The organism is Variovorax sp. V213 (genome assembly GCF_041154455.1).
Taxonomy (GTDB): Bacteria; Pseudomonadota; Gammaproteobacteria; order Burkholderiales; family Burkholderiaceae_C; genus Variovorax.
This window is the reverse complement of record NZ_AP028664.1, coordinates 1,256,237-1,277,557: the sequence shown is the minus strand read 5'-3', so window position 1 is coordinate 1,277,557 and position 21,321 is coordinate 1,256,237. Positions and strand designations below refer to the sequence as shown.

Sequence of the window (21,321 nt, the reverse complement as noted above, 5' to 3'; positions counted from 1 at the left end):
TTTACCTTCCTCCCTCCCCTCCCGGGGGAGGGCCGGGGCGGGGGGCACGCGGCGCATAAAACAAAGGCCGCTGCCAAACACGGGAGCCGCCCCCATCCCAGCCTTCCCCCAGAGGGGGAAGGAGCAATACAGGGGCCTTCCTGGGCGGGTCATCGGTCCATGAGAAAATGTCCGGTTTCCCCCGAACACAGTCAGGACACCCCATGGACGCAGAACAAATCAACCAAATCGGTGCAACTCTTGCGGACCTGAGCGCCCGCACGGCCGATTTACGGAGGTATCTTTGACTACGATGCCAAATCCGAACGTCTGAGGACGGTCAACGCATCGCTCGAAGATCCCAACGTCTGGAACGACCTCAAGAAGGCCCAGGAGCTGGGCCGCGAGAAGAAATCGCTCGACGACGTGGTCGTGACGCTCGACCGCCTCACCAGCGGCCTGTCGGACAACACCGAGCTGTACGAGATGTCGAAGGAAGAAGGCGACATGGACGGCTTGCAGTCCATTGCCGATGACGCCGCCGCGCTCGAAGCCGACATCAAGCAGCTCGAATTCCGCCGGATGTTCAACAACCCGGCCGATCCGCTCAACGCCTTTGTCGACATCCAGGCCGGCGCCGGCGGCACCGAGGCCTGCGACTGGGCCAGCATGCTGCTGCGCCAGTACCTGAAGTACGCCGAGCGCAAGGGCTTCAAGACGCAGATCGAAGACGAAACCCCGGGCGACACCGCCGGCATCAAGGGCGCGACCATCAAGGTGGAAGGCGACTACGCCTTTGGCCTCTTGCGCACCGAGACCGGCGTGCACCGCCTGGTGCGCAAGTCGCCGTTCGATTCGTCGGGCGGGCGCCACACCAGCTTTGCCTCGATCTTTGTGTACCCGGAAATCGACGACTCCATCGAGATCGAGATCAACCCGTCCGACGTGCGCACCGACACCTTTCGCGCATCGGGCGCAGGCGGGCAGCACATCAACAAGACCGACTCGGCTGTGCGACTGACGCACATCCCGACCGGCATCGTGGTGCAGTGCCAGGACGGCCGCAGCCAGCACAGCAATCGCGACGTGGCGTGGAAGCGCCTGCGTTCACGCCTGTACGACCACGAGATGCGCAAGCGCCAGGAAGAACAGCAAAAGCTCGAGGACAGCAAGACCGACGTGGGCTGGGGCCACCAGATTCGCAGCTACGTGCTGGACAACAGCCGCATCAAGGACCTGCGCACCAACGTCGAAGTGTCGGCCACGCAGAAGGTGCTCGACGGCGACCTGGACGTGTTCATCGAAGCCTCGCTGAAGCAAGGCGTGTAATCGATGACCCTGACCCACGACAAGGTCGAAGCCTTCATCTTCGACATGGACGGCACCATGATCGATTCCATGCCCTGGCATGCGCGATCGTGGGTGGAATTCGTGGCGCGCCACGGCCTCAAGCTGGACGTGACCGGCATTCTTGCGCGCACCACGGGCCGCACCGGCACCGAGTGCATGCGCGAGCTGTTCGAGCGCGAGCTTTCCGACGAAGAGTGCCGCGTCATGGTGCACGAGAAAGAAGAAATCTACCGTGCCCTCTTTCACGACAACTTCACCGAAGTGGCGGGCTTCACGGCCTTTGCCAAGGCCGCCGTGGCGCGTGGCCTGAAGGTGGCCGTGGGCACGGCGGGCGACAGGCACAACATCGAATTTGCGATGTCGCGCCTGAAGATGGACCCGCTGCCGCTGGCCATTGTGGGCGGCGACGAAGGCTTTGCCGGCAAGCCCACGCCCGAGATTTTTCTGGAGGCCGCACGCCGCATTGGCGTGGCGCCCGAGCGCTGCATCGTCTTTGAAGATGCGCCCTTCGGCATCGAGGCCGCGCGGCGCGGCGGCATGCGTGCCGTGGCCGTGTGCAGCACCCATTCCGCCGCCGAGCTTGCCGGCCCCCATGTGATTGCCGCGGTTCGCGACTACGACGAACTCGCCCATTCGAACTTTCTGGAGACACTCGATGCTGCTGCAGCGTGACGCCCAAGGGCAACCGATTGCCATTCGCCGCGAAGACTATGCCGCTCCGGCTTTCTGGATCGACACCGTCGACCTGACCTTCGACCTGGACCCCGCCAAGACCCGCGTGCTCAACCGCATGCAACTGCGCCGCAACCCCGACGCGCCGGCCCAGCCCCTGCGCCTGGACGGCGACGAGCTGAACCTGGCGCGCGTGCTGGTCAACGGCCAGGGCGCCTCTTTCCGCATGGAAGGCGACCAGCTCGTGATCGATGGGTTGCCCGATGCCTTCGAGCTCGAGATTTTCACGACCTGCTGCCCCATCAAGAACACCAAGCTGATGGGCCTGTTCGTGAGCGAAGACACCTTCTTCACGCAGTGCGAGGCCGAAGGCTTCCGCCGCATCACGTATTTTCTCGATCGCCCCGACGTGATGGCGATGTACACCGTGACGCTGCGCGCCAACAAGGCCGCGTATCCGGTGCTGCTGTCGAACGGCAACCTGGTCGAGCAAGGCGAGCTGCCCGAAGGCCGCCACTTTGCCAAGTGGGTCGACCCCTTCAGGAAGCCCTGCTACCTGTTCGCGCTGGTGGCCGGCAAGCTGGTGGCGCGCGAGCAGCGCATCACCGCGCGCAACGGCAAGGAGCACTTGCTGCAGGTGTACGTGCGCGCCGGCGACCTCGACAAGACCGAGCACGCGATGAACTCGCTGGTCAACTCCGTGCTGTGGGACGAAGTGCGCTTTGGCCTGCCGCTGGACCTGGACCGCTTCATGATCGTGGCCACCAGCGACTTCAACATGGGCGCCATGGAAAACAAGGGCCTGAACATCTTCAACACGAAGTACGTTCTGGCCAACCAGGCCACCGCCACCGATGCCGACTACAGCAACATCGAAAGCGTGGTCGGCCATGAATACTTTCACAACTGGAGCGGCGACCGCGTCACCTGCCGCGACTGGTTCCAGCTGTCGCTGAAAGAAGGCCTCACCGTCTTCCGCGACCAGGAGTTCAGCCAGGATTTGTGCGCCGACGCCTCGGCCCGCGCCGTGAAGCGCATCGAAGACGTGCGCGTGCTGCGCACCGCGCAGTTCCCCGAAGACGCCGGCCCCATGGCCCACCCGGTGCGGCCCGACAGCTACATCGAGATCAGCAACTTCTACACCGTCACCATCTATGAAAAGGGTGCCGAGGTGGTCCGCATGATGCAGACGCTGGTCGGCCGCAAGGGCTTTGAAAAGGGCATCACCCTTTACTTCGAACGCCACGATGGCCAGGCCGTGACCTGCGACGACTTTGCGCAAGCCATTGCCGACGCCAACCCCGATTCGGAGCTGGCCCGCCTGCTGCCGCAGTTCAAGCGCTGGTACAGCCAGGCCGGCACTCCGCGCCTTGCCGCCCACGGCGTGTACGACGCGCAGAACCGCAGCTACACCCTCAGCATCGTGCAAAGCTGCCAGCCCACTCCGGGCCAGCCGACCAAGGAACCCTTCGTCATTCCGCTGAACATTGGCCTGCTCGATACCAGCGGGCGCGAACTGCCGATGCAGATCGAGGGCGAAGAGCAGATCACGCACGGCACGCGCACGCTGGTGCTTTCGCGCGCCGGCGAGCAGATCACCTTTGTGGGCCTGGACGCCGAGCCCGTGCCGTCGATCTTGCGCGGCTTCAGCGCGCCAGTGATCCTCGACTTTGAATACACCGACGCCCAGCTGCTCACCCTGCTGGCCAACGACCCCGACCCGTTCAACCGCTGGGAAGCCGGCCAGCGCCTGGGCCTGCGCGCCGCGCTGCAGGGCATTGGGGCGCTTGCGACCGACACCACCCCGGTGCTGAACGACGCCTACCTTGAAGCCATGCGCAGCGTGCTGCGCAACCCCAAGCTCGACGCCGCCTTCAAGGAGCTGGTGCTCACGCTGCCGTCGGAAACCTACATTGCCGAGCAGCTCGACGTGGTCGATCCGCAGCGCGTGCACCTGGTGCGCGAAGCCATGCGCGCCCAGCTGGCCACCGCCCTCTTCTCTGATTGGCAACAGGTCTACGAAGAAAACCACGACACCGGCGCCTACAGCCCCGACCCGACCTCGTCGGGCCGCCGCGCGCTGGCCGGCATGGCGCTCAACTTCTTGTGCCTGGCGGCGCGCTCATCGGGCGACACCGTGTGGCCCGGCAAGACGCTGCAGCGCTTCAAGGACGCGGGCAACATGACCGACCGCTTCAACGCGCTCAACGCGCTGGTGTCGTCGGGCCACACCCTGGCCGCGCAGGCGCTCGCGCGCTTCCACGCCATCTTCAAGGATGAAGCGCTGGTCATCGACAAGTGGTTCTCGCTGCAGGCCGGCGCGCCCGACCGCGGCGGCGACATCCTGCCGCTGGTGAAGCAGCTGATGAAGCACCCGGATTTCTCCATCAAGAACCCCAACCGCGCCCGCAGCGTGATCTTCAGCTATTGCAGCGCCAACCCCGGAGCATTCCATCGCCCCGACGCGGCTGGCTATGTGTACTGGAGCGAGCGCGTCATAGAGCTGGACGCCATCAACCCCCAGGTGGCCGCCCGCCTTGCCCGGGCGCTCGACCGCTGGAGCAAGCTGGCCGAACCGTACCGCAGCGCCGCGCGCGAAGCCATTGCCCGCGTGGCCGCCAAGCCCGACCTGAGCAAGGACACGCATGAGGTAGTGACGCGTGCGCTGGCCGGCAACTGAACGACAACCGGTGCGGCCTGCGCTGGCGTTGCTGATGCTTTGCGTGGCGCTGGCCGGCTGCGCGGGCGGCAGCAGCTCGCGACAGCCCTGGATCAAGACCTCGCAACTGGCCACCCTGCCCGGGTCGACCGTGCAGGTGGTCGTGCCCGGAATCGGCGTCGAGGTGGAAAGCGACCCCGACGCTGGCTCCAAGCGCATGCGCGTCATCGGTGCCGGCATGTCGGCGATTCCCGGCGTGGGCATCATCGGAGCCATGGCCCTCGGCGGCGCGACGGGCGCGGCCAACCAGAGCTACCAGGCCTCGGTCCAGCAGGAGATCCAGTCGCGATCGGCCCTCTACCTGGCGGTGGTGGGCAACTACGAGCTGGCACCGCAGCTCAGCACCCGCCTCGAAAAGGCATTGCGCACCAGCCCCCACTACCAGGGCGCCACTTACCGCGAGCCCGCCACCAGCATGTTCAGGGGCAGCCCGCTGAACCCCGACAGTGCCCAGACCGTGGTCGAAGGCTGGGCCAACGTTTCCGACGACGAGGATGAAGCCGTGGTGCGCGCCAACGTACGCATCAGCTCCCCCGACAAGCGAACGCTCTGGCATGAGTATTCGTACCGCTCGACCGTGAGCCTCTCGGACCTCGTCGGACCTTCGCTGAAGCAGGAGTTGCGCGGCAAGGACGCCAACACCCAGCGCAGCACCCGCCGCGCGCTTTGGCTGGCAAACCAGGGCAAGCTGCTGCACGAAGGGCTCGCCAAGGCGACCACCGACGTTGCAACGCGCATCGCCTACGACCTCGGCGCCCCCTGGCCCGAAGACAACGCCGACTGACCCCGGCCAACCACGACATCGCAACCGAACCCCATCCAGGAAGCAGAACCGTATGACCCAGAAGATCTCCCTCACCCGCTACCTCGTCGAAAAGCAGCGCGCCGACGGCCTCATTCCAGGCCAGCTGCGCCTGCTGCTCGAAGTGGTGGCCCGCGCCTGCAAGAGCATCAGCCAGGCCGTCAACAAGGGCGCGCTGGGCGGCGTTCTGGGCACGGCCGAGAGCGAGAACGTGCAGGGCGAGATCCAGAAGAAGCTGGACATCATCGCCAACGAAGTGCTCATTGAAGCCAACGAATGGGGCGGCCACCTCGCGGCCATGGCCAGCGAGGAAATGGACAGCATCTACGTGGTGCCCAACCGCTACCCGCAGGGCGAATACCTGCTCATGTTCGACCCGCTCGACGGCAGCAGCAACATCGACGTGAACGTGAGCATTGGCACCATCTTCAGCGTGCTGAAGAAGCCCGACGACCACCCCGGCGTGCAGGAAGCCGACTTTCTGCAGCCCGGCACCCAGCAGGTGGCCGCAGGCTATTGCATCTACGGCCCGCAGACCACCCTGGTGCTCACCGTGGGCAACGGCGTGGCCATGTTCACGCTCGACCGCGAGCAAGGCAGCTTCGTGCTCACGCAGGAAGACATCCAGATTCCGGCCGATACGAAGGAATTTGCCGTCAACATGAGCAACATGCGCCATTGGGACGAGCCCATGAAGCGCTACATCGAAGAGTGCCTGGCCGGCAAGGACGGCCCGCGCGGCAAGGACTTCAACATGCGGTGGATTGCCAGCATGGTGGCCGACGTGCACCGCATCCTGATGCGCGGCGGCGTCTTCATGTACCCGTGGGACAAGCGCGAGCCCGAAAAGGCCGGCAAGCTGCGCCTGATGTACGAGGCCAACCCCATGAGCTGGCTCGTCGAGCAGGCCGGCGGCGCCGCCACCAACGGCAAGCAGCGCATCCTCGACCTGCAGCCCACCAAACTGCACGAGCGCGTGAGCGTGATGTTGGGTTCGCGTAACGAAGTCGAGCGTTTGACCAAGTACCACACCGAAAAGGCCTGAAGGTCTTGCTATAATCGCGGGCTTAGCCGGTGTAGCTCAGTCGGTAGAGCAGCTCATTCGTAATGAGAAGGTCGGGTGTTCGATTCATCTCTCCGGCACCAATCGCAGTAAAAAATCCCGCTATCCAGAAGATAGCGGGATTTTTTGGTTTCTGGGTGCTTGTGGGTGACCTGTAGGCAAGTACGCATTCCGCGGGCCGGTGGCGCCAAAAATATGCGCCTCTTTCCGGCAGCGTGAACATGTCCGGGTCGCCCGCGGGACGTTGAGGTCGCTGCGGCATTCAAAGCATTCGTGAAAGACTCACGTTGACTCGGCAACGAGCAGTTTCGCGTGCGCGGCGGTCTGAAATGCCCGGGGCCGGAATCTAACCGGCACACCTTTCGATGGGGGACCTTGAGTCCCATGCTCGTTTCGCGCGGAACGAGCCTCAGAGCAGAATGCCATGAGCTCCAAGGACCACGGATGGCTTGGTGCGGAGTGAAGGCGGACTCATGAAACTGACTGCCGCGCAGCCATGCACATTGCACGGCGCTTGAGGAAGATCAACACCCTGCCCAATTGCGGTCATATGCTGGCGGCGTAGCTCTGTCACTACGCCATGCAGATGGGTGGGCCTCATGTCAAAACCCTGCAAGAGACAAACGCGGTTCGCAATCACACGCCTCGCGGCAATGAGAGTTGCTTTTTTCGGCGTACTCCTTCTTGCCGTCGCAGGTCTGAATGGATGCGGCGGCGGCGGTGGCGGTGGCGGCGACCATGCAGTGCCAGTCCCTGTGATGTTTTCCGACGAGACATTGGTCCAGTTTCGTCCGTACGCGCAAGGCGAGTACGTCATCCGTACCCGCGCAGAACTTCAAGCAGCTTGGGCGGCGGCGCCGTTTGCAGTCTTTCCTGTTGGAATTGTCTTGTCCGAGCCGGCATTTCCGGAGTACGACTTTCAGTCGTCGATGCTGGTCGGCGTTTCGCTCGGTATCGGCAAGTGGTGCTTCAAGCCGGTCATCACCAACGTCTGGCTTTTTGGCCCCCACATGGAAGTTGATTACAAGGTGCCGACTTCCTCGACTCTGGCGTGTCTTCGAGACGGACCGTTGATATCGTTTGCGTTGGTTCCCCGCTTTGCCGGCACGGTCGCCTTTCGGAACATCAGCGAGCCGACGCCACAAGCCCCAGCGTCGTGATCCTCCAGCGCTGAGGCGGTGGGCTGAGGAAGTACCAGCTTCGTTTCCAATGGAAACAAAAGAACTACACCTTGTATGCCAATGCAGCAATGATCCGCCATAGGTAGTTCTCCCGGCATACAAGACCGCCACGCGGACAAGCCAAGTGGCCGCGGAAAGCGCATCATCTCCATGGACGGACCCCCGGTTCAGACTGTGTGAGGCAGCATGACAAGGTTCAAAAAGGTCTTCTGGATCAGCGGCGGGCTCGCCGTGCTGGGTGCGCTTGCCGCATTTGCGCTCATTAACGAGCTGAAGACTTCCCGATGGCAATCGGGCCTGTGGCGCGACTTTGCCAAAGGTGCCGGCTACACCGTCGAGGCGGGTGCCAGCAATGCCATCCGCTTTCCCCACACCGGGCCGTACGACGAGCGGATGGGCTACCACGATCTGCCCGACTTCATCCAGCGCCTGCAGCCAGAAGGCTACGTCATCACCCGCCAGGCGCGCATGTCGCCCCGGCTGATCGAGCTTCAGGAGCGCGGGCTTTTTATCCCGTATCGCGAGAAAAACCAGGCCGGCCTGACCGTGCGCGACTGCCGCAATACGGCGCTGCTGCACACGCGGGTGCCCATGCGTGCGTACGAGCGCTTCGAAGAGGTGCCGCCGCTCCTGGTCAGCGCCTTGCTGTTCGTGGAAGACCGTCACCTGCTCGACGCGGAGCCGGCGCAGCGCAACCCCGCCCTCGACCCGGAACGCTTTGCCAAGGCCGCGGCCGAGCAGGCGCTGCGGGTGTTCAACCCGGGGGGGTCGGCGACGGGCGGCAGCACGCTGGCCACCCAGATCGAGAAGTACCGCCATTCGCCGCACGGCCGCACGGTGTCGGTCCGCGAAAAGCTGCGCCAGATGGCGTCGGCCTCTGTGCGGGCCTACCAGGACGGCGACGACACGCTGGCGCGGCGCCGCCAGATCGTGGTCGACTACCTCGACACCGTGCCGCTGGCCGCACGCCCGGGCATGGGCGAGGTGCACGGCCTGGGCGACGGCCTGTGGACCTGGTACGGACGCGACTTCAGCGAAGTGAACCGCCTGCTGGTCGACAACGCAGAAGGGGCCGCGCCCACGCCCGAAGCGCTCCAGCGCCAGGCGGAGGCCTTCAAGCAGGCCCTTTCGCTGATGATTGCGCAGCGCCGCCCGTCGCAGCACCTGCTGAGCGACGGCACGGGCCTGGCGCGGCTGACCGACAGCTACCTGCGGCTGATGGCGGAGGCGGGCTTGATTTCGCCCGTGCTGCGCGATGCGGCGCTCGCCGTGCCCTTGCGCCTGCGGCCTCCACTGCCGGGCACGCCCCGGCCGGACTTTGTGCAGCGCAAGGCCGCGACCGCGTTGCGCACCCACATTTCCACCTTGCTCGACGTGCCGCGTGCCTACGACCTGGAACGCCTCGACCTGGAGGCCGAGACCAGCCTGGACGGTGAAGCACAGGCCTTGGCAGCGCGGGTGCTGACCAGCCTGCGCACGCCCGCCGCGGCCAAGACGGCGGGGTTGTACGGCTCCCACCTGCTCGATGCGGGTGCGAACCCGGCCCCGCTGATCTACAGCTTCACGCTGTTCGAGCGCGGCGCCCAGGCCAATCTGCTGCGCGTGCAGGCGGACAACATCGACCAGCCCTTCGACGTGAACCAGGGCGCACGGCTGGACCTTGGCTCGACCGCCAAGCTGCGCACGCTGGTGAGCTACCTCGAGCTGGTGGCCGAGCTGCACGGCCGCTGGGGCGAGCTGAGTACGGCCGATTTGTCGGCGCTGAAGCCGAGCCCGCGCGACCCGCTGGGCGAGTGGGCGCGGCAGTACCTGTTGCGCGCCAAGGATCGCCGTCTCACGCCAATGCTCGAAGCGGCCATGGAGCGAAAGTATTCGGCGGACCCGGGCGAGGTCTTCTTCACCGGTGGCGGCCTGCACCAGTTCGAGAATTTCGAGCGCTCGCGCAACAGCGAATCGATGACGGTGCGCGAGGGCTTCAAGCATTCGGTCAACCTGGTGTTCATTCGCCTGATGCGCGACCTGGTGCGGCACCGCATGTTCGGCGGCGCCTCGGACGCCGAGAGCATGCTGCAGGACCCTGCCGACCCGCGCCGGCGCGAACTGCTCGCGCGCTTTGCCGACCGCGAGGGCTCGGCCTTCCTGATCCGCTTCTACCGCAAGTACCAGCGCCTGCCGGCCGCCGACGCCGAGGCACTGCTGCTGCGCGGCCTCAAGCCATCGGCGCCACGCCTTGCGAGCGCGCTGTTCACCATCGAGCCCGATGCCAGCGAAGCACGGCTCGACGAGCTGCTTGTGCAGCGGCTGGGCCGCGGCGCCCCTTCGCCGCGCGCTTTGCGGGCGCTGCGCACCACCTACTCCGGCTTGTCGCTTGCCGATCGCGGCTACGTCGCGCGCGTACATCCGCTCGAACTGTGGCTGGTCGGCTACCTTCGGCAGCACCCTGGCGCCACGCTGACCGACGTGCTGAACGCGAGCGCGAGCGAGCGCCAGGAGGTGTACGCCTGGCTCTTCAAGACGCGCCACAAGAGCGCGCAGGACAAGCGCCTGCGCGAGCTGGTCGAGCTCGACGCGTTCGCGCAGATCCATCGCTCGTGGCAGCGCGTGGGGTATCCGTTCGAATCGCTGACGCCGTCTTACGCAAGCGCCATTGGCGCCTCGGGCGACCGGCCGGCGGCCCTGGCCGAACTGATGGGCATCATCGCCAACAACGGCGAACGGCGGCCGACGCAGCGTGTGGGCGCGCTGCACTTTGCGCGCGAAACGCCCTACGAAACACGCCTGGAGCAACGCAACGCCAGCGTCGAACAGGTGCTACCCGCCGAGGTGGCCTCGACGGTGCGCCGCGCGCTCTTCGAGGTGGTGCAAGACGGCACGGCACGGCGCCTGAAGGGCTCGCTGGTGGACGCCAACGGCCGCATCATCGAGATCGGCGGCAAGACCGGAACGGGCGACCATCGCTACGGGCACAACGGCCGCGGCGGACGCACGGGCGCGGAGCGCAAGATCAGCCGCTCGGCCACTTTCGTCTTCATGATCGGCGACCGCTACTTCGGCACCATCATGGCCTACGTGGGCGAGCCCTATGCCGCGCGCTACCGCTTCACGAGCGCACTGCCCACCCAGTTGCTGAAGTCGCTGGGGCCGCAGCTGCTGCCGGTGCTCGATCGCGGGGCGTGCGGTGGCGATTGATTGATGCAGATTCGCGAACTCGCCACCGGCCTGCAGTTTCCCGAAGGGCCCGTTGCCATGGACGACGGCTCCGTGCTGCTGGTCGAAATTGCCCGCGGCACGCTCACGCGCGTGCGGCACGACGGCCTGGTGCAGGTGGTGGCCGACCTGGGCGGCGGGCCGAACGGCGCAGCCCTGGGCCCCGACGGCGCGGTGTACGTGTGCAACAACGGCGGCTTTCGCTGGCACACCGAGGCCGACGGCTGCCATCGGCCGGTGGGCCAGGCCGATGACTATTCGGGCGGGCGCATCGAGCGCGTGAACCTGACCACGGGCCGCGCCGAACGGTTCTACGACATGGCCGACGGCGGTGCGCTGTGCGGGCCCAACGACATCGTGTTCGACGCGCAAGGCGGCTTCTACTTCACCGACCTGGGCAAGACCCGCGAGCGCGACATGGACCGCGGCGGCGTGTTCTACGGCCACAGCGACGGCAGCGGCGCGCATGCCATTGCGCGGCGGTGATGACGCCGAACGGCATCGCGCTGTCGCCCGACGGCCGCACGCTCTACTACGCCGAGACCGAAGGCGCACGGCTCTGGGCCTTCGACATCACCGCGCCGGGGCGCGTGCGCAAGGAGGGCTGGCCTTCACCGCACGGCGGCCGCATGCTGTGCGCATCGCCGGGCGGGCACTACCAGCGCTTCGACTCGATGGCGGCCGATGCGCTGGGCAACCTGTGCGTGGCCACGCTGCTGCACGGCGGCATCACCATCGTCGCGCCCGGCGGCAGCAGCTGCGAGCACGTGCCGCTGCCCGACCGCTACACCACCAACATCTGCTTTGGCGGGCGCGACATGCGCACGGCCTACATCACGTTGTCGGGCAGCGGCCGGCTGGTTGCCATCGACGATTGGCCGACGCCGGGGCTTCGGTTGAACTTCCAGGCCTGAAGCCGCACGTGGGCCCGCATGCGTCGTCCGGCCACGGCGATGCATCGGCCGCGCCGCTTCACACCACGCCCTTCTTCGCACTCCCCGTCAGCGACGCGACCGAAGGCACGATCCATTGCCGGTCATTGAGCACCCGCCGGATGCGCTCGCGCAACCACTGATGCGCCGGGTCGGCGCGGTGACGCGGGTGCCAGGCCATCCGCAGGGGTTCGGACTGCGCCGCAACTGGCAGCTCGAAAACCGCCAGGCCGAGCGAAGCGGCCATGCCCCGTGCGGTGCGTTCGGGAACACTGGCCACGAGTTCGGTACGCGAGGCGGCGATCAGCGCCGAGAAGGTGCTCGGCACGAGCAACGCCACCTGGCGCTGCAAGCCCAAGTGGGCCAGGGCCGTGTCCACCGGCGAGGGCTCGCCTTGGCGCGGCGTGACACCGACGTGGCGCGCGGCTGCATACCGCCCTGCCGTCATGGGCGTTTTCTTCAGCCCCTTGAGCAGCGAATGCCCGGCGCGTACCGCGCCCACCAGTGTCTGTTCGGACAGCACCTGGGTTTCGGTTTCGGGATCGGTGCCCCGAAAGCTCCCCACGTCCAGGTCGATGCGCCCTTCGCGCAATGCGCCGGGGTCCGCGTGGGTTTCGGGCAGGAACTGGAGCGAGGCCAGCGGCATTTCGACCTCCAGCGCCTGCGACAGGCTGGCCCCGAACACCACCGCAATGCCCTCGGGTGCCCGCACGACAAAGCGGCGCCGCAGGGTAGCCAGGCTTTCCGCGTCCGCGGGTGCGCGCAACGCCTGTGCCTGTGCGAGCAAGGCGCGCACAGGCTCTGCCAACGCAAGGGCGCGCGGCGTGGGCACAAGCTTGCGACCGGCGCGCACGAGGATCGGATCGCCGAACGACTCGCGGATGCGCGCCAGGGTGTGGCTCATGGCGGGCGTGCTCAGGTGCATACGCGCCGCGGCGGCCGTCACGCTGCCGGTGGACAGCAGCGCATCGAGCGCGGTCAACAGGTTGAGGTCGTATGTGTTCGCCATACGAAATCATATGTTCAATACATTGCACTGTACAAAATCATTGCCGCTCCCGACACTGGCGCCCCTTGCCATGATCGAAACGGTTCCATGAAAGCTTTACGCACTTCTTCGCCCCTGCTGCCATTCGCCATGCTCGTGCTGACGCTCATCCTCGCGGCGCTCGACCAGACCATCCTGTCCACCGCGCTGCCCGTCATTTCACGCGAGCTCACCGGGGGCTGGCCGCTCGCGTGGGTGTTCTCGGCCTATCTGCTGGCAGCCACGGTGGTCATTGCGTTGTACGGGCGCCTGGCCGATGTGCTGGGCAAGAAGCCGATGCTGCTGTTGGCCATCGGCTTGTTCCTGGCGGGTTCGCTGGCCTGCGGGGCGAGCCAGGATGTGCAGCAGCTGGTGCTTGCGCGCGCCCTGCAAGGCGCAGGTGGCGGCGGCCTGATGACGCTCACCATGCTGACCGTTCCCGACCTGTTCGCACCCGACCAGCGTGGCCGCTACCAGGCGCTGCTCGGCGCGGCATACGGTGTGTCCACCATGTTCGGTCCGCTGTTGGGTGGCGCACTGGTGGAGCACCTGTCGTGGCATTGGGCTTTCTGGATGAACGTTCCACCGGCCGCGCTGGCCTGGGGCGTGCTGGCATCGACCCTGCCATCGAAGCCGACGCCGGCGCACGCATCGGCTTCGGAAGGCCGGCAGCGCGCGCGCATCGACTGGCTCGGCGCAGTGCTCCTCACGGCCGCTCTCGTTTTGTTGTTGCTCGCCACCCAGCACGGCCACCTCGATCTGCCCGAGCGCGTTTCGCTGTGGCTGCTGTTGGCTGTGGGGGCCGCGTTCACGCTGGCTTTCGTCTGGCGGCAGCATCGCGCCGCACACCCATTGCTGCCGCTGTCGCTGTTCGCCCGCCCGGCCTATGCGGCGGTCAGCTTCATCGGGATGGCCAGCGGCGTTGCACTCTACGCCGCCGTGGTGTTCCTGCCGCAATATCTGCAGATCGGCCTGCACCTGTCGCCCACGGGTTCTGCCTGGCACTTGCTGCCCTTGATGGCAGGCATCACAGTGGCGGCCGTGACCAGCGGCAAGCTGCTGCGCGCACAAAAGCCCGCCGTCTCGATGGCGCGGACGGCCTGTGCACTGATGTTGTTGTCCTTTGGCCTGATCGTGTGTGCGCTGCACTGGCTTCCCGGCGAACCCCTGGCGCTATCGGCCGGGCTGCTGCCGCTGGGACTCGGGCTTGGGCTGCTCTTTCCCATCGTCACCGTGGTGGCGCAGCGCGTGTCGCCTGCGCAGCACATGGGCATCGCCACGGCGGCACCCATCATGCTGCGCAGCCTTGGCGGTGCGGCGGGTGTGGCGCTGCTGGCTGCGCTGCTCACGCACTTGGTCAAGCAAGAGCTGGCCACGGCGGGTGCCTTGGCACACCGTGGAGCAGCGGATGCTGTCACGGCGGCGCTGGGCCACGGGCTGCAATCCGTATTCGGCTGCGCCGCGGTGGCCGCGCTGCTTGCGTTGGTCGCTTCGGGCTGGCTGGTGAAGACACGGCCGCACGAAGGGCCTGCGAAGGATGGCCTTCTCGAACCGACGTCGTAAAGCAATCCGCGATCGCGCGCTCAGAGCAGCTCATCGATGCGCCGGATGCCCACCCTGATTGCGCAACACGCGCGCCGTGTGCCGCGCAATCACCGCCTCTTCGTCGGTCTTGAACACCCATGCGCTGACACGGCTTTGCAGCGTGGTCAGCCTCGTGCCACCGGCAGCGTCGGCGCCCGCATCGACATCGATACCAAGCCAGCCGCACTCCCTGAGAATGCGTTCGCGCAGAGAGGCGGCGTTCTCGCCAATGCCGCCGGTGAACACGATGGCATCGACACCACGCAGCGCCGCGGCAAGGCTGCCCATGTGCTGCACCACCTGCTCGGCGAAATGCGTGACGGCTTCCGCCGCGGCGGGCAACTTGGAGGCTTCGAGCTCGCGCATGTCGCTGGACACGCCTGAAAGCCCCAGCAGGCCGGACTCGCGGAACAACAGCTTCTCGACCGCGTCGGCCGACATGCCGCGCGAGCGCATCAGGTACAGCACCACAGCCGCATCCAGATGCCCGCAGCGCGTGCCCATGGTAAGGCCGTCGAGCGGAGAAAAGCTCATCGTCGTCGCGACCGACCGGCCCTGCGCCATGGCGCACATCGAAGCGCCGTTGCCAAGATGCGCGACGATCACGCGTTGCTGCGCGAGTTGCGGCGCCAGTTGCGCGAACTGCGCCACGATCGATTCGTAGGACAGGCCATGAAAGCCGTAGCGCTGCACGCCCGCGTCGTGCAGATTGCGCGGCAGCGCAAAGCGGCGGTTCACGTCGGGCTGCACCGCATGAAACGCGGTGTCGAAGCACAGCACCTGTGGCACGCTGCCAAAGGCCTGCATCGCGGCGCGCACGCCCGCGAGGTTGTGCGGCTGGTGCAGCGGCGCCAGCGGCTCCAGCGCGGTCAGCTCGTTCAACACCGCTTCATCGGCGCGCACCGGCTCCACGAAGTTCACGCCGCCATGCACGATGCGATGCCCGACCGCGGCGATGCGGCCGCCGCCGCCCTGCCGCGCATGCCAGTCGAGCAGCGCGGCAAGCGCCCCTTGGTGCGAACGCTGGTCGCCTTCCAGGGCGGCATCGTGCAGCGTGCGGCCTTCCGCATCGCGCACCCGCAGCCTTGCCTCGAGCCCCGCGCTCAGGCCATCGGCCTCGCCCGACCATCGGGCAGCGGGCAGCGCGCCGCCGTCGTCGGTGCCGTCCGCATCGAACAGCGCCACCTTGATCGACGACGACCCGGCGTTCAGCGTGAGCAGCAGCGAATCGGCCATGGCCTACTTTAATCCGCATCGGCTTGCGATAACCCTTCATAGCCCCAGGGCCGCGGTCCGTTCCGGGAAACTGGAACAATGCAGACACCATGGACGGCCTCGATCTCATCAAAACATTCCGCGAAGTGGCGTTCCGGCGCAGCTTCTCCCGCGCAGCCATCTCGCTCGGCATGTCGAAAGCCACCGTCAGCCGCTACGTAGCCGAACTGGAAGAGCGCAGCGGGGTGCGCCTGCTCAACCGCTCCACGCGTTCGCTGAGCCTCACGGATGCCGGCCAGGTGCTGCTCGACCGGAGCGCCGAACTCGTGAACATGGCGGAGGCCACGCTGAACGACCTGCAGGCCCATGCCTCGCATCCGCGCGGACGCCTGCGCATGAGCGCGCCGCACGGGCTGATCGCGGGCTGGCTCTCCGACGTGATCGCCGAGTTCATCAAGCTCTATCCCGACGTCTACGTGAGCCTGGTGTTCACCAACAGCGAGATCGACCTGATCGAGGAAGGCATCGACATTCACCTGACGGGCGGGCGCATCGACGACATGAACCTGATCGTGCGCCGGCTGGTGCCGTTCGACATGGTGGTCTGCGCAAGCCCCACCTACTGGGCCCGGCGCGGCATTCCCAGGGAGCCCGAAGACCTGGCACGCCACGACGTGCTGAGCTATTCGGCCAAGCCCACCACCCACCTGCCCTTCGAGACCGACGGCAAGGCCGTCGACGTGCCGGTGCACAGCCGCATGGAGGCCAACGACGCGGTCGCGCTCATCGAGCTGGCGCTGCGCGGCGCGGGGGTGGCGTATGTGCCGGAGCCGCTGGCGCAGTCGCACCTGGAGCGCGGTGCGCTGGTGCCGGTGCTGCGCGAGCACATGCCGCACGACCACTGGCTGTATGCGGCCTACTCGCAGCGCCGCCACAACAGCGCGGCCATGCGCACGATGCTCGACTTTCTGGAGCAGTCGATGGGGCCGGCCGGCGAACCGCCAGTGTTCCCACCGCTGCCGCGCGTGCAAGCCTCTGCGTGCACTCGTTCCAGGGCACCAGACATCGCGCAAGCCACCGCACCGGCAGCACCGGCAGATCGAACGGAAAAGCTGCTGCGCCAATCATGATGATTGGCCATGGCAAGGCCGTGCCGTGTTGCAATCGCATGTTTTCAAACGTGCACGCAACCGACGCATGACGACCTCTTCTCCTTCTCTCCTGATTCGCCCTCCGACGCGGGACGACTACGCGGCATGGAAGCCGCTGTGGGACGGCTACAACGCCTTCTACAAGCGCGAGGGCCCCACCGCGCTGCCCGACGAGATCACGCAGGCCACCTGGCAGCGCTTCTTCGATGCCTATGAACCGGTGCATGCGCTGGTGGCCGAGCGCGACGGCCAACTGGTGGGCCTGACGCACTACCTGTTTCATCGAAGCACGACGCGCATCGAGCCGAACTGCTACCTGCAGGACCTGTTCACGCTGCCTTCGGAGCGGGGACGGGGCGTGGGGCGCCAGTTGATCGAGGGTGTGTGCGCGCACGTGAAGGGCGTGGGCGCGCACCGCCTGTACTGGCAGACGCACGTCACCAACACGGCCGGGCGCAGGCTCTACGACAAAGTTGCCAGCCACGACGGATTCATCGTGTACGGCACCTTCGTCTGATCGGCGCGGCTCTCTCAGTACTTGATGGTCACACCGGCCTTCACGCCGTTGTTGTTCTTGCCGTCCGATAGCACACCGCCCGTGAGCGACACGTTGCCGCCCGTGCTCGCGCCCAGCGAGTAGGTGGGCCGGGGCGTGGAGGTGTCGGTGCCTATGTAGGTGCCGCTGCCGTCGGGCCGCTGCACGCCGACGGTGGCGCCCTTGGTGTAGGCCGAGGTTTCGGTGGGGTTGACGTTGGGCGCCACGTAGATGGTGCCCTTCTCGTCGCTGTCGATGGGCACCTTCACGGGTTCGGCCATTGCAGCGGCGGCGGCCGACCACACGGCCGCGCCAAGGCACGCAAGGATCAGTTTGCTCATGCCCCCATCCTCGGGGCAAATCGCCGCCGTGCCTGTAGGACGCAGGCGATTTGTCACGCTTGTGGGCGGCGGCCGCGGGGCGCTTGTCTCGCCCGGGAAGGGGCGCACCGCTCATGTGCGCGGGCGGCGCAGTTTCTACAGTGACTCCACCGGCGAAGTGCCTGGGCCCAATGCGGGGACCGAGCGGCGCCGGTCGGCCACCGTCACTGGGAGACACGCATGGAACCGCTCGACCTGCAGCCAAGAAATCTAACGAACCTGCTGCATGAAGAAGCGGGGATGTCGTTCATGGAGTTCGCTCTGCTTGCTTCGCTCGTGGTGGTCGTGTGTTTGCTCCTGCTGCTTGCAGCGCGGCGTGCCACCTGAAGGCGCAACAGATCAGCAAAGGTGAAACCATGAACAGAATCTTCCGGACGCTCTGGAATCCCGCACGCGGCGCCTGGGTGGCTGCACCCGAAATTTCGCGCGGCCACGCGCGCTCGGCCAGCACCGGCAGCGGCCAGCGCGCGGCCGCTTTGGTCAGCTTGCATGCCATTGCGATCGCGGTGCTGTACCTGAGTGCCTCGGCGGCACTGGCCGCGGGCGGCGCGGGCGGCCAGCCCGTCAGCACCGCACTGCACGGCGGGGCCGGCGGCAGCAACGGCAGTGGCGGCGCCGGTGCCCTCAACGATGTCTATCTGGGCGCGCACGGGGGCGACGGCGGATCGTCGACCGATGCCGGCGTGGCGGCGGGTTCCGCCGCCGACATCGGCTCTTTCGCTGGCGCCACCGCGGGCGCAGGCGGGGCGGCGGGAGCCTCGCCGGGAGCCGACGGTGCCGCGGGCGAATCGCATACCGGCGGCTTCGGCGCCGGGAACGGATATGGCGGCGGAGGCGGCGGCGGCTACTACGGCCTGGCGATGAGTTCGGGCACCGCCTCGTCCTTCGGGAGCTTCACGGGAGGCCGCGGAGGCGCGGGCGGCAATGGGTTCTGGGCCGCCGGCGGCGGCGGCGCGGGAGGCTATGGGTCCACGCTGATCGGACCCGCCGGCGACTACCACGCCTTCGGCACTTCCACGGGCGGCGCGGGCGGCAAGGGTGGCGACGCCTACTCGCAGGGCGGTGGCGGCGGCAGCGGGGGCGGCGGATTCTTCATGCGCGCGACAACGCCGGGACTCACGTTCATCAACAGCGGCACCCTCGCGGGCGGAGTTGGCGGAGCCGGCGGCTCCGAGCTGCTGCCGGCCCGCTTCAACGCCGCGGGCGGCGGCGGCGGTGCCGGCGGGCACGGCGCCACGCTGGCGGGCAGCAGCGTGACCGTCAATAACACCGGCCAGATCACTGGGGGCTCCGGTGGCGCGGGCGGTGCCGGCGGCGGCGGAGCGGGCGGCACCGGCGCGCCCGGCGGCGGCGGCGACGGCGGCATCGGGCTCCGGTCCACCGGGGCCGGCGCAACGCTCATCAACGGCGGCACCATTGCCGGTGGAACCGGCGGCATCGGCGGGGCCAACAGCAACGGCGGCGCAAGCGGAGCCAACGGCGCCGGTGGCGAGGGCGTGATGGGTGCCAACCTGGCCATCACCAACAACGGCACCATTGCCGGCGGCCTGGGCGGCAACGGCGTCACGCGCGCTTCGGCCGTGAAGTTCACCGGCGGCAGCAGCAGCCTGACCGTGAATGCGGGCTCATCGCTCGCGGGCGCCATTGCCATCGACAGCGGGGCCACCGCCACCGTCATCGCCGGAGCCGATGGCCTGAGCCTGGCCAATGCCTTGCGGCTGGACGGCACGGGCACCATCGACACCAACGGCCACGGCATGGGCTGGTCGGGCCCGATCTCGGGCCGCGGTGGCCTGGTGAAAGACGGCGCGGGCACCCTGACCCTCAGCGGAGCCAACACCTACAGAGGCAGCACCAACGTCGCCGAGGGGACCCTGCGTGCCGGTGCGGCCAATACCTTCAGCCGCGCCAGCGACTACACGGTCGCCCCGGGCGCCACGCTCGACCTGGCCGGCCACAGCCAGACCATCGCATCGATGGCCAACGGCGGCACCGTCTCGCTGCTGAGCAGCGTGCCCGGCGCCACTCTCACGGTGCACGGCCCCTGGGTGGGCAACGGCGGCACGCTGCGCCTGGGCACGGCGCTCGGCACGAGCAGCAGCTTGAGCGACCGGTTGATCCTCAGTGGCTGCACCGCCATTGCCAGCGGCTCGACCTTCATTCAGGTCACCAACCTGGGCGGCCTGGGTGCGCTGACCACCGGCAGCGGCATCGAGGTGGTGACCGCGATCAACGGGGCCACGACCACCGCCCAGACCACCCGCAGCGCCTTCACTCTCGCGGGCGGCCATGTCGACGCCGGTGCCTACGAATACCGGCTGCACGCCGCCGACGCCGCTGGCGCGGGCGAGAACTGGTACCTGCGCTCCGGCATCATCGTCGCGCCTCCGCCTCCGCCTCCGCCTCCGCCTCCTCCACCGGCCCCACCGGCGCCCCCTGCGCCTCCTGCGCCTCCTGCACCACCTGCACCGCCCGCGCCACCGCCGAATGACGGCGACCCGCTGAGCGATGACGGCGGCACGCCATCGTCCGCAGGAGGTATGACGGTGCCAACCTACCGCGTCGAAGTGCCGTTGTATGCCGCGCTGCCGGAGCAGTTCCGCCAGGCCAACCTGGCCATGGTGGGCAACCTGCATCAGCGAGTCGGCGACGATACGGCCGGCGCCATCACCGCAACAAACGGCCAGGGCTACCGGCAGGTCTGGGGACGCCTCATCAGCATGGACCGCACCATCGGCCAGGCCGGCACCGTGAGCCCACGCAGCGAAGGGCGCCTCACGGGCTTCCAGGCCGGCGCAGACCTGTGGGCCAACCCCCATTGGCACGTGGGCCTCTACGTGGGCGAGCTCGAAGGCCACATGGACGTGAACGGCTTCGCGCGCGGCCTGCCGAACTACGCCGTCGGTTCCAACGAGCTCCGAAGCCAGTACCTTGGTGCGTATGCCACCTGGAAGAACGAGAGCGGCCTGTACCTGGACGGCGTGCTGCAGGCCGGCCGCCACCGCTACACCGCATCGACCGCGCTGGGCTCCGCCGGTTCGGGCAAGGGCGACAGCCTGCTGGCCTCCATCGAGGTCGGCCAGGGCTTCCATATCACGCCGGACTGGATCGTCGAGCCCCAGCTGCAGTTGGTGCACCAGCGCGTGAGCCTGGACGACGCCCGCATCATCGGCGCCGTGGTGCAGCAGGACAGCCACAGCGGCTGGCTGGTGCGCGCCGGCGTCCGCATCAAGGGCGAAATGACCAGCAGCGCCGGCCCGCTGCAACCCTATGCGCGGCTGAACCTCTACCGCAGCAGCAGCGGTACCGACGTCACCCGCTTCATCGGTCCGGCGGCATACACCGACATTGCCACCCGCACCGGCGGCACGAGCACCGAGCTGGCCGCGGGCGCCACGCTGCGCCTGACGCCGGGCATGAGCCTCTACGGAGAGGCGGGCAAGCTGTGGGCCTCGGGCGGCGGGGCGCGCGTGAAGAGCGGGCTCAACGCCAGCGTGGGCCTGAAGGTGCGCTGGTGAGGCGCA

Annotated in this window: 16 protein-coding genes, 1 tRNA gene and 1 pseudogene; 14 read left to right on the top strand and 4 right to left on the bottom strand. The window is 67.4% G+C overall.

The annotated features are described in order from the left end of the window. Window positions 1-203 precede the first annotated feature (203 nt). The 6 genes from prfB to ACAM55_RS06185 all read left to right on the top strand — a co-directional run bounded on the left by prfB (window position 204) and on the right by ACAM55_RS06185 (window position 6,668). Window positions 204-1,308 (top strand): peptide chain release factor 2 gene (prfB, locus tag ACAM55_RS06210; protein WP_369655169.1). Its coding sequence is split into 2 segments (ribosomal slippage): window positions 204-284 and window positions 286-1,308, totalling 1,104 coding nucleotides; the frame shifts between segments, so codons are not numbered across the junction. 3 nt (window positions 1,309-1,311) lie between these two features. Next, window positions 1,312-2,001 carry an HAD family hydrolase gene (locus tag ACAM55_RS06205; RefSeq protein WP_369655168.1) on the top strand — a complete coding sequence of 230 codons (690 nt, stop codon included), beginning with the start codon at window positions 1,312-1,314 and terminating at the stop codon, window positions 1,999-2,001. Next, window positions 1,985-4,681, top strand: coding sequence for an aminopeptidase N (gene pepN / locus ACAM55_RS06200; RefSeq protein ID WP_369655167.1), 2,697 nt, complete (start codon window positions 1,985-1,987; stop codon window positions 4,679-4,681). Before ACAM55_RS06205 ends, pepN begins: the two co-directional genes overlap by 17 nt. After that, window positions 4,662-5,504 carry a hypothetical protein gene (locus tag ACAM55_RS06195; RefSeq protein ID WP_369655166.1) on the top strand — a complete coding sequence of 281 codons (843 nt, stop codon included), beginning with the start codon at window positions 4,662-4,664 and terminating at the stop codon, window positions 5,502-5,504. The genes pepN and ACAM55_RS06195 overlap by 20 nt, the downstream gene beginning before the upstream one ends. Before the next feature lie 52 nt (window positions 5,505-5,556). Beyond that, window positions 5,557-6,567: a class 1 fructose-bisphosphatase gene (locus tag ACAM55_RS06190; RefSeq protein WP_369655165.1), complete on the top strand. Its 1,011-nt coding sequence runs from the start codon at window positions 5,557-5,559 to the stop codon at window positions 6,565-6,567. Window positions 6,568-6,592: 25 nt separating this feature from the next. Beyond that, a tRNA-Thr gene (locus ACAM55_RS06185) sits at window positions 6,593-6,668 on the top strand. 519 nt (window positions 6,669-7,187) lie between these two features. Here the strand turns inward: ACAM55_RS06185 and ACAM55_RS06180 are convergent. Beyond that, the gene (locus tag ACAM55_RS06180; RefSeq protein ID WP_369655164.1) at window positions 7,188-7,325 is read right to left on the bottom strand and encodes a hypothetical protein; all 138 of its coding nucleotides are present in this window, start codon (window positions 7,323-7,325) and stop codon (window positions 7,188-7,190) included. A gap of 18 nt (window positions 7,326-7,343) precedes the next feature. Between ACAM55_RS06180 and ACAM55_RS06175 the strand changes: the two genes are divergently transcribed. The 3 genes and pseudogenes from ACAM55_RS06175 (at window position 7,344) to ACAM55_RS06165 (ending at window position 11,887) form a co-directional block, all read left to right on the top strand. After that, window positions 7,344-7,745: a hypothetical protein gene (locus ACAM55_RS06175; RefSeq protein ID WP_369655163.1), complete on the top strand. Its 402-nt coding sequence runs from the start codon at window positions 7,344-7,346 to the stop codon at window positions 7,743-7,745. 207 nt (window positions 7,746-7,952) lie between these two features. Then, complete coding sequence (locus ACAM55_RS06170) at window positions 7,953-10,955, top strand: transglycosylase domain-containing protein (RefSeq protein ID WP_369655162.1); 3,003 nt, start codon at window positions 7,953-7,955, stop codon at window positions 10,953-10,955. Window positions 10,956-10,958: 3 nt separating this feature from the next. Further along, window positions 10,959-11,887: pseudogene (locus ACAM55_RS06165) on the top strand (SMP-30/gluconolactonase/LRE family protein). 58 nt (window positions 11,888-11,945) lie between these two features. On the opposite strand, the gene ACAM55_RS06160 reads toward ACAM55_RS06165, so the two are convergent. Further along, window positions 11,946-12,914 (bottom strand): LysR family transcriptional regulator, encoded by a 969-nt coding sequence (locus ACAM55_RS06160; protein WP_369655161.1) that lies wholly within the window; start codon window positions 12,912-12,914, stop codon window positions 11,946-11,948. Window positions 12,915-13,001: 87 nt separating this feature from the next. Between ACAM55_RS06160 and ACAM55_RS06155 the strand changes: the two genes are divergently transcribed. Next, window positions 13,002-14,495, top strand: a complete 1,494-nt coding sequence (locus tag ACAM55_RS06155; protein WP_369655160.1) for an MFS transporter — start codon at window positions 13,002-13,004, stop codon at window positions 14,493-14,495. Window positions 14,496-14,525: 30 nt separating this feature from the next. Here the strand turns inward: ACAM55_RS06155 and ACAM55_RS06150 are convergent, their stop codons facing one another. Further along, window positions 14,526-15,752 (bottom strand): acetate/propionate family kinase, encoded by a 1,227-nt coding sequence (locus tag ACAM55_RS06150; RefSeq protein ID WP_369655159.1) that lies wholly within the window; start codon window positions 15,750-15,752, stop codon window positions 14,526-14,528. 89 nt (window positions 15,753-15,841) lie between these two features. Between ACAM55_RS06150 and ACAM55_RS06145 the strand changes: the two genes are divergently transcribed. Both ACAM55_RS06145 and ACAM55_RS06140 read left to right on the top strand, forming a co-directional pair. Continuing rightward, entirely contained in the window at window positions 15,842-16,861 is a 1,020-nt protein-coding gene (locus tag ACAM55_RS06145) for a LysR family transcriptional regulator (protein ID WP_369655158.1), read from the top strand. A 67-nt stretch (window positions 16,862-16,928) separates the two neighbouring features. Continuing rightward, window positions 16,929-17,399, top strand: coding sequence for an N-acetyltransferase family protein (locus tag ACAM55_RS06140; protein ID WP_369655157.1), 471 nt, complete (start codon window positions 16,929-16,931; stop codon window positions 17,397-17,399). A gap of 14 nt (window positions 17,400-17,413) precedes the next feature. Here ACAM55_RS06140 and ACAM55_RS06135 read toward each other — a convergent pair whose 3' ends face one another. After that, window positions 17,414-17,758 (bottom strand): hypothetical protein, encoded by a 345-nt coding sequence (locus ACAM55_RS06135; RefSeq protein WP_369655156.1) that lies wholly within the window; start codon window positions 17,756-17,758, stop codon window positions 17,414-17,416. A gap of 219 nt (window positions 17,759-17,977) precedes the next feature. Here ACAM55_RS06135 and ACAM55_RS06130 point away from each other — a divergent pair, with 219 nt between their 5' ends. Both ACAM55_RS06130 and ACAM55_RS06125 read left to right on the top strand, forming a co-directional pair. Continuing rightward, complete coding sequence (locus ACAM55_RS06130; RefSeq protein WP_369655155.1) at window positions 17,978-18,124, top strand: hypothetical protein; 147 nt, start codon at window positions 17,978-17,980, stop codon at window positions 18,122-18,124. Between the two features lie 29 nt (window positions 18,125-18,153). After that, complete coding sequence (locus ACAM55_RS06125) at window positions 18,154-21,315, top strand: autotransporter outer membrane beta-barrel domain-containing protein (RefSeq protein ID WP_369655154.1); 3,162 nt, start codon at window positions 18,154-18,156, stop codon at window positions 21,313-21,315. Window positions 21,316-21,321 lie beyond the last annotated feature (6 nt).